The 13,007-nt window shown below is 70.4% G+C and carries 9 protein-coding genes and 1 pseudogene; 3 read left to right on the plus strand and 7 right to left on the minus strand.

Annotated elements, in window-relative coordinates; genetic code table 11:
* Nucleotides 1–601 precede the first annotated feature (601 nt).
* The 3 genes and pseudogenes from ACTRO_RS50610 to ACTRO_RS40925 all read right to left on the minus strand — a co-directional run.
* Nucleotides 602–805 (minus strand): annotated as a pseudogene (locus tag ACTRO_RS50610) (hypothetical protein); the annotation flags it as partial.
* 18 nt (nt 806–823) lie between these two features.
* On the minus strand, nt 824–1,876 hold the full coding sequence (locus ACTRO_RS40920) for a tetratricopeptide repeat protein (RefSeq protein ID WP_034271863.1): 1,053 nt from the start codon (nt 1,874–1,876) through the stop codon (nt 824–826).
* On the minus strand, nt 1,873–3,156 hold the full coding sequence (locus ACTRO_RS40925; RefSeq protein ID WP_034271865.1) for an AAA family ATPase: 1,284 nt from the start codon (nt 3,154–3,156) through the stop codon (nt 1,873–1,875). The genes ACTRO_RS40920 and ACTRO_RS40925 overlap by 4 nt, the downstream gene beginning before the upstream one ends.
* Before the next feature lie 278 nt (nt 3,157–3,434).
* Between ACTRO_RS40925 and ACTRO_RS40930 the strand changes: the two genes are divergently transcribed.
* On the plus strand, nt 3,435–5,732 hold the full coding sequence (locus ACTRO_RS40930; RefSeq protein WP_063628167.1) for an MMPL family transporter: 2,298 nt from the start codon (nt 3,435–3,437) through the stop codon (nt 5,730–5,732).
* A 46-nt stretch (nt 5,733–5,778) separates the two neighbouring features.
* Here the strand turns inward: ACTRO_RS40930 and ACTRO_RS40935 are convergent, their stop codons facing one another.
* Both ACTRO_RS40935 and ACTRO_RS40940 read right to left on the minus strand, forming a co-directional pair.
* Nucleotides 5,779–6,306, minus strand: coding sequence for a GNAT family N-acetyltransferase (locus ACTRO_RS40935; RefSeq protein WP_051452171.1), 528 nt, complete (start codon nt 6,304–6,306; stop codon nt 5,779–5,781).
* A gap of 27 nt (nt 6,307–6,333) precedes the next feature.
* Entirely contained in the window at nt 6,334–6,705 is a 372-nt protein-coding gene (locus ACTRO_RS40940; RefSeq protein ID WP_211244598.1) for an MmcQ/YjbR family DNA-binding protein, read from the minus strand.
* Nucleotides 6,706–6,809: 104 nt separating this feature from the next.
* Between ACTRO_RS40940 and glpK the strand changes: the two genes are divergently transcribed.
* Complete coding sequence (glpK, locus tag ACTRO_RS40945) at nt 6,810–8,333, plus strand: glycerol kinase GlpK (RefSeq protein WP_034271867.1); 1,524 nt, start codon at nt 6,810–6,812, stop codon at nt 8,331–8,333.
* A gap of 4 nt (nt 8,334–8,337) precedes the next feature.
* Here glpK and ACTRO_RS40950 read toward each other — a convergent pair whose 3' ends face one another.
* Nucleotides 8,338–8,625, minus strand: a complete 288-nt coding sequence (locus tag ACTRO_RS40950; protein WP_034271869.1) for an eL24 family ribosomal protein — start codon at nt 8,623–8,625, stop codon at nt 8,338–8,340.
* A 65-nt stretch (nt 8,626–8,690) separates the two neighbouring features.
* On the minus strand, nt 8,691–9,470 hold the full coding sequence (locus tag ACTRO_RS40955; RefSeq protein WP_051452172.1) for an aminotransferase class IV: 780 nt from the start codon (nt 9,468–9,470) through the stop codon (nt 8,691–8,693).
* A gap of 201 nt (nt 9,471–9,671) precedes the next feature.
* Here ACTRO_RS40955 and ileS point away from each other — a divergent pair, with 201 nt between their 5' ends.
* Complete coding sequence (ileS, locus tag ACTRO_RS40960; RefSeq protein ID WP_051452173.1) at nt 9,672–12,929, plus strand: isoleucine--tRNA ligase; 3,258 nt, start codon at nt 9,672–9,674, stop codon at nt 12,927–12,929.
* Nucleotides 12,930–13,007 lie beyond the last annotated feature (78 nt).

A 13,007-nucleotide genomic window follows, 5' to 3' on the forward strand; every position in this document is an offset into this window, starting at 1 on the left:
TCCTGAGGTTCAGGTAGCCGACGCCGCCGATGATCCCAAGCAGGACGGCCCCCCCGATGTGCGTGGCCGTATCGTGGGCCGATCCGGTGTCGTAGGACGCGACCATGGCGCCCATGAAGGCGAAACCCAGCGTTGACCCCAGGCGTTGATAGATGAGGAGTTCGATCTGCTTCCGCGCGTCCGACGCCTTCGGGTTGAGCGTGGCTGCCCGGCGGAATCCGCGCAACGCCGATTCCCCCTTCCCGGCCTGCTTGTCCAGCAGGGCGATGCGGAAGTGGGCGTTGGGGGTCTGCGGATCGATCTCGAGCGCGCGCAGGTACGACTGGCGCGCCTCATCAGGGCACTGATTCATCTCGTAGACCGCGCCGCAGGCGACGTGCGTGAGCGCGTTGCCCGGGGCGAGCTCGCGGGCGCGTTCGGCCGGGGCCACCGCGGCGGGGGGATCGGTGTCGATCAGGGCTTCGGCGAGCCGGACGTGGTTCAGCGCGACGTCCGGCTTCAGCCGCACCGCCGTCGCCGCCGCCTCGACGGCCTCAGGGCCCTGACCGGCCTGGTCGAGGGCGAAGGAGAGGGCCCAGAAACCGTTGTAGTACTGGGGATCGGCTGCCACGGACGCGCGCGCGGCCGCGATCGCCGCGTCGTACTCGCCCAGCGGGACCAGGAACAGCGAACGAAGACTCAGCGCCCTCGGGTGGGCCGGCTGTGCCCCGAGCACGCGGTCGAGCAGGTCCAGGGCCTCCCGCGGGCGGCCGAGCCGGTTCAGTTCGGATGCGCGGATCAGGTCGTCGTCAGTCGAATCCGTCACAGCAGCCGGCTCTTTCTCCTAGAGGCGTGCAACTCGTGGTACGCGCCGGAGCCGTCGCCAGGTTCTTCCGTTCGGCAGATCCACGAAGAAGCGCAGCGCCAGGATACCGAGGACCTTATACGGCTCGCCGCCGACCGGTATCAGCGAGGTCTGCGTCGCGACCACGATGTACCCGACGTAGATCGCGGTCAGCGAGAGCAGGGCGATGGCCTGTCGATCGGTGCGCAGGAAGCGCCACAGGAACGTTCCGGCCGACCGACGCAGGCCACTGATGGTCACGAAGGCGATGCCGGCGATGACGCCGAGCACCACCGCGGCGATGACCCGCCTGACCATGGTCTCGCCGCCGGCGCTCTGCAGCGACGCCGCCACCGCGCCGGCGAACGAGGCCAGCAGCGGCGCGTACAGACGCGTGAGGATCACTGCCTCGATCTGCCGGCGCGCTGCCGTCAAGCGCGGATTGAGTGAGATGACGCGGCTGAACCCGCCCAGCGCCGCCTCCCACTTGTTCGCCTTCTTATCCAGCCCGGCGATGCGCATGTGGGCAGTGGCGTTCTGCGGATCGATCTCCAGGGCGCGCAGGTACGACTGGCGGGCCGCGTCGTGGCCCCGGTTCGTTTCATAGACCACGCCGCAGGCGAGGTGCACCACGGCCGAATCCGGCGCGAGTTGGCGAGCCCGCTCGACGGGCGCGACGGCGGCGGGCGGATCGATGTCGCGCAGGGCTTCGGCGAGCCGTACGTGGTTCATCGCGGAGTCCGGCTCCAGGCGTACCGCGGTGGCGGCCGCCTCGACCGCCTCCGCCGCCCGGTCGGCCGAATCCAGCGCGAACGACAGAGCCCGGAAGCTCGAGCCGCTCTGGGGTCCGGCGGCCACGCACGCGCGGGCGGCTTCGATCGCCGCGTCGTGCTCGCCGAGGAAAGTCAGGCACAGCGAGCGCAGGCCCAGCGCGTTCGCATGCGTCGGCTCCACCGCGAGAACGCGGTCGAGCACGGCCAGGGCCTCCCGTCGGCGGTGGAGCCGGTTCAGTTCGTACGCGCGCATCAGGTCCTGATGAGTCGAACCCGTCACAGCAGGCGATTCTTCTTCATGTAGGCGTGCAGCTCGTCGTAGGCGCCGGAGCTGTTGGCGAACAGCACGACGTTGCGCGCCTCCTCCAGCCACGGCCCGATCGACGGCCGGACCTCGTCGATCGCCGCCTCCAGGTCGGCCATGCCGATCAGCCGCAGCGTCCCCTCCTCCGCCGCCGCGAGCAGCGCCGTCTCGGCCGCGGTCTCGCACACGTGCGCCAGGTCGGCCCCGGAATAGCCCTCGGTCCGCTTGGCCAGCGCGGCCACGTCGATCCGGCTCACCGGGCGGTCTTGCAGGTGGTAGCGCAGGATCGCCTCGCGCGCGGGCCGGTCCGGAGGTGCCACCAGCAGCGTCCGGTCGAGCCGGCCCGGCCGGCGCAGGGCGGTGTCCACGTCCCACGGGGTGTTGGTCGCGCCGAGCACGAACACCCCGTCGTTCACGGCGTCGACGGAGTCGAGCTCGGTCAGGAACTGGTTGACCACGCCGCGGTTCGCGTCGGTGCGCAGGTTCCCGCGCTTGCGCCCGAGCGCGTCGATCTCGTCGAAGAAGAGCACGCACGGGGAGTTGCGCCGCGCGGTGTCGAAGACCGCGGCCAGGTTGCGCTCGCTCTGGCCGATGTACATGTCGATGACGTCGGCGAGGGTGACCGAGAAGAACTTGGCGCCCAGCTCGCCCGCGACCGCCCGGGCCACGAAGGTCTTGCCGCAGCCGGGCGGCCCGTACAGCAGCAGGCCGCCTCGCAGGGATTTGCGATACATCCGGCTGAGCTCGGGGTTGCGCATCGGCTTGAGGAAGGCGACGTCGAGCCGCCGCTTGACCTCCTCCATACCGCCGACGTCGGACAGGCGCACGCCGACGTCCTCCACCTCGTACGCGGACCCGGCGGGCGCGTCGGATTCGCCGGACCCGGCGGCCGGGCCGACGAAGAGCGGCTCGGCCAACTCGCCGAGGTCGCGGGCGGCCGCGTTCCAGTCGAAACCGTCGGGGGAGGCGGGTGCGGGGCCCGGCTCGGGTGCTGCGACAGGTGCGACAGGCGCGACAGGTGCAGCGGGCGCCGCGGCTGCCGCGGCCGACGCGCCTGCGCCCAGGGCCCGGCGCATCAGCTCCAGCGCCTGCGGCGAGCCCGGCTCGCGGCTGAGCACCGTCCCCAGGTGCCCGACCGCCTGGTCGGTCAGTCCCTCGTCCACCAGCAGGCCGGCCAGGTGCAGCCGCAACGGGAGGTCCTCCGGTGCGCTTTCCACGGCCCTGCGCAGGCTGGCCAGCAACGGGCTCTCGGCCACGGTGTCGCCCTCCCTCCCTGATCATGCGTCGGGTCAGGCTATCGCGCCGTCCCGACCCGCGCAGCGCCGAGCTGCCGAGATTTTCCCGTGACCACGCCGTTATCCGAACGTGTCAGAGCTTTACGGTGCTTCCCAGGCTCCCGTGATCTCCCTCACAAAGACGCGCTATATCGTCTTTCTGTCAGGCCTATGTCAGCTCGGCGTCAGCCGCCGCGCTTATCGTTCTTGCGGCCGCGTGCCTGGCGGCCGAGATCTGCCCGAACCGAAATGGGGGAGCAATGGCTTCGCTCGCACGATGGTGCTTCAGAAACCGGACCAAGGTCCTGGTGTTCTGGATCATCGCGCTGATCGGCATCTTTCTCGCCGGTAGCGCCTGGGGGGACGCGTACTCGACGTCGTTCAACATGCCCGGCACGGACTCGACCAAGGCGCTCAACCTGCTCAAGCAGCTCGACGCCAAGGCTTCGGGCGACACCGACCAGATCGTCTGGCACACGCTGGGCAACGGGGCGAAGGTCACCGACCCGAACGTCGAGCAGACCGTCACCGCCATGCTCGACGAGGTCGGCAAGGGCCACGGCATCGTCAGCGTGACCAACCCGTACCAGACCGACGGAGCCAAGTCGACCGCCATCAGCGCGGACGGCACGATCGCGTACTCGACGGTGACCTTCGCCGGCAACCAGACCGACATCCAGCTCGACGACGTGCAGAGCCTGGTCGACACGGCCAAGAAGGCGCAGAGCGCGAACCTCGAGGTCGAGCTCGGCGGCACCGACATCCAGGGCACCGAGCAGTCGAGCACCGGCTCCGCCGAACTGCTCGGCTACCTCGCCGCGCTGATCGTGCTGCTGCTCGCCTTCGGCTCGATCGTCGGAGCGCTGCTGCCGGTGATCATCGCGATCTTCGGGCTCGGCATCGGCACCTCCCTGATCATCATGACCTCGCACGCGATGACCATCCCGCAGCTCGCCCCGATCCTCGCGGCGCTGATCGGCATGGGCGTCGGCATCGACTACGCCCTGTTCATCGTCACCCGCTTCCGCAACTCGGTGCGGGAGGGGCTGAGCCATGAGGACTCGGTGGTCCTCGCGCTCAACACCTCCGGGCGTGCGGTGATCTTCGCCGGCACCACCGTCTGCATCGCGCTGCTCGGCATGCTCACCACCCGGATGAGCTTCATGTCCGGCACCGGCGTCGGCGCCGCCATCGTCGTGGCCACGGTCGTGTTCGCCTCGATCACGCTGCTGCCCGCGCTGCTCGGCTTCCGGGGCATCGCCAAGCGGGTCATGTCCCGCGGCACCCGCAAGCGGCTGTCCGCCAGCGGGCCGATCACCGGCGAGCCGACCGGCGTGTGGGCGCGCTGGGCCCGGGTGGTGGAGAAGCGGCCGACCGTGCTGGCCCTGCTCGCCGTGATCATCATGGGCGTGCTGATCATCCCGACCATGTCCATCCGGCTGCTCAACTCGGACCAGGGCAACGACCCGAGCAGCACCACCACGCGCAAGGCGTACGATCTGCTGGCCGAGGGCTTCGGTCCGGGCTTCAACGGCCCGCTGCAGATCGTCGCGCAGCTGGGCGGGCCGAACGACGCCGCCGCCCTACCGAAGATGGCCACGACCATCAGTGCTCTTCCGGACGTCACCACGGCCTTCGCCGTGCCGACCGAGCCCGGCGCCCATGTCGGCATCGTCATGGTGTACCCGAAGACGGCGCCGGAGTCCGCGCAGACCACGGACCTGGTCGACCAGCTGCGTGACACCGTCGTGCCGAAGGCCGAAGCGGGCACGCAGATGCAGGCCTACGTCGGCGGCACGACGGCGATCTTCGAGGACTTCGCCAGTGTGATGAAGCAGAAGATCCCGTTGTTCGTGGGCGTGGTCGTCGGGCTCGGCTTCCTGTTGCTGATGCTCGCCTTCCGCTCGCTCCTCGTCCCGCTGGCCGCGGCGGCGATGAACCTGGTCGCGGCCGGAGCGTCGTTCGGCGTGATCGTCTGGATGTTCCAGTACGGCCACGGCTCGGACGCCCTCGGGCTCGGCGCGGCCGGGCCGGTGGAGGCGTGGCTACCGGTGATGATGCTCTCCATCCTGTTCGGCCTGTCGATGGACTATCAGGTCTTCCTGGTCTCCCGGATGCACGAGGAATGGGTGCACACCAAGGACAACCGCCGGGCGGTGCGGGTCGGCCAGGCCGAGACCGGACGGGTGATCACCGCCGCGGCCACCATCATGATCGCGGTGTTCCTCTGCTTCCTGCTGCTCAAGCAGCGCGCGGTGTCCGAGTTCGGCATCGGCCTGGCCGCGGCGGTGGCGCTGGACGCCTTCGTGCTGCGGATGCTGCTGGTGCCCTCGATCATGCAGCTGTTCGGCCGGGCGAACTGGTACCTGCCCAAGTGGCTCGACCGGATCCTGCCGCACATGTCCGTCGAGGGCGACGGCGAGCCGCCGGTCGGCCGCGGCTACCTCGACCCGGGGCTGTTCCCGGCGTCGAGCGAGGTCGCCGCGTGGGGCACCGTCTCCTTCGGCGATCAGGACTCGGACGACGTTCAGGACGGCGTGCCCAGCGGCCGCCGCTGACAAGTGATCGACGGTCTAGGCGCGTCCGGGTTTTCTCCGGGCGCGCCTAGGGCCGTTCCAGCAGGTAAACCGCGGAAGGCCCCGCGTCGCCGGGATCGTCCGACTCGATGTCGCGGACGCCCAGTAGCCGGAACCCGTTCTTCTCCAGCACACGACACGACGGCGTGTTCGCGGCCTGGGGTGCGGAGACGATGCCGGCCAGGTCCGGGAACAGCCGGAACGCGTGCGCGCAGAGCGTCGCGATGACGGCGGTGCCGAGGCCCTTGCCGCAGCGGTCCGCCTCGCCGATCAGATAATCGATCCCGGCGACGGCAGGGATCCCCACGGCCCGGTCCCAGCCCGGGTGATCGGCATGACGGTAGGTCTGCACGAAGCCGACCGGGACGCCGTCGGCGACGGCCAGGTAGAGCAGCGTCGGGTCCGTGCCGTCGATGGCCGGACCGTAGTAGGCATCGAGGGCTGCGAGGGACAGGTCTTCCTGCGGCCACCAGCGCGCCACGTGCTCGTTCGCCAGCCAGCCGGCGAGCAACGGCAGATCCTCGCGGCCGAACGCCCGCAGTTCGATCTCCGGCATGGTGCGACCCCCTCGGCTCGACTCCGCTCAGGCCTTCTCGTAACCGTCCGGCCGTTCCCTCTTGGGCAGCTTGACCGCGATCTCCAGGTACGAGGTGTCGACGGCCTCGAACAGCTCCTCGTCCGGGATCGCCCCGCCCACCGTGAGCGAGTTCCAGCCGAAGCGGCCGATGTAGCTCGACGGTTGGACGTCCCCGGGATAGCGCGCGACCCACTCGTCCGCCACGTCGCGGTTCCGGCCGCACTTCACGCCCATCGTGGTGCTCGAGTTCGGGTCGCCGAAGAACGCGAAGATCTTCGTGCCCACCTTCGCCACGATGTCCCCGCCCCACGGGTCGTCCTCCCAGGCGCCCGGCTTGCGCAGGCTGTAGGCCAGCAGGTCGGCCACGGTCACGGCCATCACGGTCGCCTTTCGTCTTCGGGGTCTGACAGTGACGAGGCTACCCCGACCCGCCGGTAACATGACGGCGGCAACGAGGGCCGTCGAGGAAGCGGAGACTCCGTATGGCTGAATACGTCGGCGCCGTCGACCAGGGCACCACGAGCACCCGGTTCATGGTCTTCGACCACGCCGGCCGGGAGGTGGCACGCCATCAGCTCGAGCACGGCCAGCTGCTGCCGGAGCCGGGGTGGGTCGAGCACGATCCGCTGGAGATCTGGGAGCGCACCCGGGTCGTGATCGAGACCACCCTCGCCCGCGAGGGCCTGCACGCCGCCGACCTCGCCGCGCTGGGCATCACCAACCAGCGCGAGACGACGGTGGTGTGGAACCGGCGCACCGGGCGGCCGTACCACAACGCCATCGTCTGGCAGGACACGCGCACCGACCGCATCGCCGCCGCGCTCGACCGCTCCGACGCGGGCGAGCTGATCCGGCACCGCAGCGGGCTGCCGCCGGCCACCTACTTCTCCGGCGGCAAGATCCAGTGGCTGCTGGAGAACGTGCCCGGCCTGCGGGAGGACGCGCGAGCCGGCGACGCGCTGTTCGGCACCACCGACAGCTGGCTGCTGTGGAACCTCACCGGCGGGGTCGACGGCGGCGTGCACGTCACCGACGTGACCAACGCCGGACGCACGATGCTGATGGACCTCGAGACCCTGGACTGGGACGACGAGCTGCTCGCCTGCTTCGACGTGCCGCGGGCGATGCTGCCGGAGATCAAGTCCTCCTCGCTGCCGGCCGGCTACGGCGTGACCCGCGCCGACGGCCCGCTCGGCGGCGAGGTGCCGCTGACCGCGGTGCTCGGCGACCAGCAGGCCGCCACCGTCGGCCAGGTCTGCTTCCGCCCCGGCGAGGCGAAGAACACCTACGGCACCGGCAACTTCCTGCTGATGAACACCGGCACCGAGATCGTCCGGTCCAGCCACGGGCTGCTCACCACGCCCGCCTACCGCTTCGGCGACGAGCCCGCCGTCTACGCCCTCGAAGGCTCGATCGCGGTCACCGGCTCGGCCGTGCAGTGGCTGCGCGACCAGCTCGGCATCATCTCCGGGGCGGCGCAGAGCGAGGCGCTGGCCCGGCAGGTGCAGGACACCGGCGGGGTCTACTTCGTCCCCGCCTTCTCCGGGCTGTTCGCCCCCTACTGGCGGTCCGACGCCCGCGGTGCGATCGTCGGGTTGTCGCGCTTCCACACCAACGCCCACCTGGCCCGGGCCACCCTGGAAGCGATCTGCTATCAGACCCGCGACGTGATCGAGGCGATGGAGCAGGACTCCGGCGTGCGCCTCGACGTGCTGCGCGTGGACGGGGGAGTGACCGCGAACGAGCTGGCCATGCAGATCCAGGCCGACGTGCTGGGCGTCGCCGTCTCGCGCCCGGTCGTGGCCGAGACCACCGCGCTCGGCGCCGCCTACGCGGCCGGGCTCGCGGTCGGCTTCTGGGACTCGACGCAGGAGCTGGTCGGCAACTGGCACGAGGCCCGGCGCTGGGAGCCCGAGTGGGACGAGCCGCGCCGGGAGAAGGGGTATCGCGGCTGGAAGAAGGCGGTGACCCGGACTCTGGACTGGGTGGAGATCGAAGAGGGCTGAGTCGTCAGGCGGGCGGAAGCGGCACCTGGCCCGGCCACAGCTCGGGTGGTGTGCCCGGAAGCGGGCAAGCGGGGTAGGCGACGAGCCTCTCCGCGGCGGCCTGGGCGCGTGCCCACGCTTCGACCACGTCATACGTCCCGTCGCCCTCGAAGCAGATGTGACCGTAGGCCGCGCCGGCCTCGTCCGGTTGCGGGTAGTCGTCCGCCCAGGTCGCCCACCAGCGGCCTCGGCCGTCGGAGCGGACGTAGACGATTCCGTGGCCTGGACGGGGAAGACCGGGCGCGACGGCCATGCGGTCATCCGAGACGGGCACCCCGGTGGGATACCGGCGAACTGGTCGGCGGTCCATACGGCCCCTTAGATCTCATCCCAGGGTACGGATTCGTAAGCGTCGCCCACGGCCCGCATGAGCGTGTCGGAGACCGGGATCTCGAGCTCGTCGACGCTGCGCACCGCGCCGACGCCGCGCGAGTTGGTGACGCAGATCCCTGCGAAGCGGCCGAGCTCGGCCAGGGTGACCCGGCCGGTGCGCGATTTCAGGCCCTGCTCGGCCAGACGCGGTGCGACCAGCTGCATGGTGATGCCGGCCAGCGACGGGCCGTCCGGCCACAGCACGTCCGTGCCGTCGAAGAACGCGATGTTGGTGATCCCGCCCTCGGAGATCCGCCCGGTCGGGCTGGTCAGCAGCGCGTCGTCGTAGCCGGCGCGGGCGACCTCGTTCAGGTGGTAGGCGTGGGCGAAGTCGCCGGGCCGCTTGATGTGCGCGATCTCGCGCTGGTAGGAGACCGAGCGCAGCCGCTGCGGCCGGTCCGGCACCTGGGCCGGCGGGCGCACGGTGACGATGGTGCGCACGGCGCCGGTCGCCGCGATCCCGCGCACGATCACCCGCACCGACGCGTCCGGCTGGGGCTCGCGGCCGTTCCCGCCGCGCAGCGCCTGCCGGATGAGGGTTCGCACATACCCGCCGTCGAAGGGCCTGCCGAACAGCTCCCGGTTCGCCGCGTCCAGCCGGTCCAGATGCAGCCCCAGCCCGCGCACCCGGCCGCCGCGCACCTGCATCGCGGTGAAGTGGCCGAAGCTCTCCAGTGCGATCTCGGCGAGGGCGTCCGCACTGGGACTCTCGCCGTCGATCTCCATCCGCACGCCGCCGCCCGCCTTCCGTCCCGCGATCCGCCGGTGCGCCGATCGGCTCCGCTCAATCTATCTCAGGCCTCCCACGTGCGGCAAAGCCCGCGCGGCGGGTCCGATATTCCCGGCGTTTCGGTGCCCGGGCCGCTACGCTGCTGCGCGACACGGTGCGTCACGAGCACAGCTGAAGCAGGACGACGGGAGCCCGTAATGACCCGGATCTATCCGAAAGCCGCCGCCGGAGCCGCGGACGACGGCGTCCCGTCCGGGCCGCGGTTCCCCGAGATCGAGCTGCGGGTGCTCGACTACTGGGGCTCCGACGACACTTTCCGCGCCTCGGTCGAGGCGCGTCCGGTCGGCGAGCGCGGCGCGAACGAGTTCGTGTTCTACGACGGTCCGCCCTTCGCCAACGGCCTGCCGCACTACGGACATCTGCTCACCGGCTATGTCAAAGACCTCATTCCGCGGTACCAGACCATGCGCGGCTGCCGGGTGGAACGCCGCTTCGGCTGGGACACGCACGGCCTGCCCGCGGAGCTCGAGGCGATGCGGCAGCTCGGGATCAAGACCAAGGCCGAGATCGAGCAGGCCGGCATCGCCGCGTTCAACGACTCCTGCCGCGCATCGGTGCTGCGCTACACCCAGGCCTGGCACGACTACGTCACCCGTCAGGCCCGGTGGGTCGACTTCGAGAACGACTACAAGACGCTCGACCTGTCCTACATGGAGAGCGTCATGTGGGCGTTCAAGCAGCTCTATGACAAGGGTCTGGTTTACGAGGGCTATCGCTGCCTGCCCTACTGCTGGAACGACGAGACCCCGCTCTCCGCGCACGAGCTACGTATGGACGAGGACGTCTACCAGCCGCGCCGCGACCCTGCCGTCACCGTCGGATACCGCCTCGAGACCGGCGAGCTCGCGCTGATCTGGACCACGACGCCGTGGACGCTGCCGTCGAACCTCGCCATGGCCGTGCACCGCGACGTCGACTACGTGGTGGTCGAGTCGGACTTCGCCGGCCGGACCGAACGCTACATCCTGGCCGAGGAGCGGCTGGCCGCCTACGCGAAGGAGCTCGGCCAGGACCCTGAGTCGCGGATCGTGCGACGCTGCAAGGGTTCCGAGCTCGTCGGACTGGGCTACACCCCGCCGTTCTCCTACTTCCTCGGGCATCCGAAGTCGCACGTCGTCCTGCACGCGGACTACGTCACGACCTCCGACGGCACCGGCATCGTGCACATCGCGCCCGCCTTCGGCGAGGAGGACAAGCTGCTCACCGACCAGTACGGCATCGTGCCGGTCGTGCCGGTAGCCGCGGACGGCACCTTCACCGAGCCGGTCTCCGAGTACGCCGGCCTGCACGTCTTCAAGGCCAACGCGAAGATCATCGAGCATCTCAAGGCTCGAACCGAGGGCGAGGCAGGCGAGGCCGGCGCGAGCACCGAGGGCACGGTGCTGCTGCGGCACGAGACGTACGAGCACTCCTACCCGCACTGCTGGCGCTGCCGCAATCCCCTGATCTACATGGCGGTCTCCTCCTGGTTCGTGGCCACCACCGCGATCCGGGAGCGCATGCTCGAGCTCAACGAGCCGATCACCTGGGTGCCCGAGCACGTCAAGCACGGCCAGTTCGGCAAGTGGCTCAGCAACACCCGGGACTGGTCGATCAGCCGCAACCGCTACTGGGGCAGCCCCATCCCGGTCTGGCGCTCCGACGATCCGCACTACCCGCGGGTCGACGTCTACGGCTCGCTGGCCGAGCTCGGCGCGGACTTCGGCGTCGAGGTGACCGACCTGCACCGGCCGGCCGTCGACGAGCTCACCCGGCCCAACCCGGACGATCCGACCGGCCGCTCCACCATGCGCCGGGTCACCGACGTGCTCGACTGCTGGTTCGAGTCCGGGTCGATGTCCTTCGCCCAGGTGCACTACCCCTTCGAGAACGCCGAGTGGTTCGACTCCCACTTCCCGGGCGACTTCATCGTCGAGTACATCGGGCAGACCCGCGGGTGGTTCTACACGATGCACGTCATGGCCGCCGCGCTGTTCGACCGGCCCGCCTTCTCCACCTGCCTGAGCCACGGCATCGTGCTCGGCTCGGACGGCCAGAAGATGTCGAAGTCGCTGCGCAACTACCCGGACGTGACCGAGGTCTTCGACCGCGACGGCGCCGACGCGATGCGCTGGTTCCTGATGTCCTCGCCGATCCTGCGCGGCGGCAACCTGATCGTGACCGAGCAGGCCATCCGCGAGGGCGTGCGCCAGGTGCTGATCCCGCTGTGGAACAGCTGGTACTTCTTCCAGCTCTACGCCAACGCGGCCGGCTACGAGGCCCGGGCCACGCTCGAGGCGCAGGACCCGCTCGACCGCTACCTGCTGGCGAAGCTGCGCGAACTGGTGGAGAGCGTGGGCGAGCAGCTCGACGGCTACCGCATCGCCGAGGCCTGCGACAGTGTGCGCGGCTTCTTCGACCTGCTCACCAACTGGTACATCCGGCGGTCCCGGGAGCGGTTCTGGGGCACCGGCGGCGCGGCCGACCCGGCGCCGTTCGACACGCTGTACACGGCGCTGGAGACCGCGTGCCGGATCTCCGCGCCGCTGCTGCCGCTGATCGCCGAGGAGGTCTGGCGCGGCCTGACCGGCGGACGCTCGGTCCATCTGACCGACTGGCCCGAGGCCGAGCGGCTGCCTCAGGACGCGGAGTTGGTCTCGGCGATGGACCGCACCCGGGAGGTGTGCTCGGTGGCCGCGGCCCTGCGCAAGGCCAACGACCTGCGGGTGCGGCTGCCGTTGGGCGAGCTGACCGTGGTCGCGCCGGGCGCATCGAGCTGGGCCCGGTTCGCCCCGATCATGGCCGACGAGGTCAACGTGCGCACGGTGACGCTGCTCGACCCGGACGACCCGGACGCGCGGCGGCTGCGGATGGGGGAGCAGCTGACCATCATGCCGCGGGTGGCCGGTCCGCGGCTCGGCGCCGAGGTGCAGAGGGTGATCCGGGCGAGCAAGTCAGGGGACTGGTTCGTCTCCCCGGCCGGCCGGGTCGTGTGCGGCGGGATCGAGCTCGAACTCAGCGAATACGTGCTGGAGACCGTCTTCGACCACGGCGCCGAGGAGACCGCGACCGCGCCGCTGCCGGGCGGCGGCTTCGTCCTGCTCGACGTCTCGGTCACCTCGGAGTTCGCGGCCGAGGGCCTGGCCCGCGACGCCGTGCGGACCGTCCAGCAGGCTCGGCGGACTGCCGGATTCGGCGTCTCGGACCGGATTTCGCTGCTGGTCGCGGGCACGCCGGGTGCGATCGAGGCGCTGCGCACGCATCAGGAGCTGCTGGCCCGCGAGACGCTCGCGCTCGAGGTCGAACTGCTCGACCTCGCCGTCCTCGACGCCGAGGCCGAGTCCCGGCTCGGCGATCCGGTGCGCGTCGGCGACGACCAGAGCGTACGGATCGCGGTGGCCCGCCACGCGCAATAGCGGGAGAGCGCGAGGCGACACAGGGCTCTGTTCCGCCGGCGAATCGACGGAACAGAGCCCTGGCGTCGCACTCAGTGA

This window comes from Actinospica robiniae DSM 44927 (assembly GCF_000504285.1).
Classification (GTDB): domain Bacteria; phylum Actinomycetota; class Actinomycetes; order Streptomycetales; family Catenulisporaceae; genus Actinospica; species Actinospica robiniae.

Coding starts and splice junctions, on each gene's coding strand:
- ACTRO_RS40930 (WP_063628167.1), top strand. CDS start 3,435: ATGGCTTCGCTCGCACGATGGTGCTTCAGAAACCGGACCAAGGTCCTG.
- ACTRO_RS40935 (WP_051452171.1), bottom strand. CDS start 6,306: ATGCCGGAGATCGAACTGCGGGCGTTCGGCCGCGAGGATCTGCCGTTG.
- ACTRO_RS40940 (WP_211244598.1), bottom strand. CDS start 6,705: ATGGCCGTGACCGTGGCCGACCTGCTGGCCTACAGCCTGCGCAAGCCG.
- glpK (WP_034271867.1), top strand. CDS start 6,810: ATGGCTGAATACGTCGGCGCCGTCGACCAGGGCACCACGAGCACCCGG.
- ACTRO_RS40950 (WP_034271869.1), bottom strand. CDS start 8,625: ATGGCCGTCGCGCCCGGTCTTCCCCGTCCAGGCCACGGAATCGTCTAC.
- ACTRO_RS40955 (WP_051452172.1), bottom strand. CDS start 9,470: ATGGAGATCGACGGCGAGAGTCCCAGTGCGGACGCCCTCGCCGAGATC.
- ileS (WP_051452173.1), top strand. CDS start 9,672: ATGACCCGGATCTATCCGAAAGCCGCCGCCGGAGCCGCGGACGACGGC.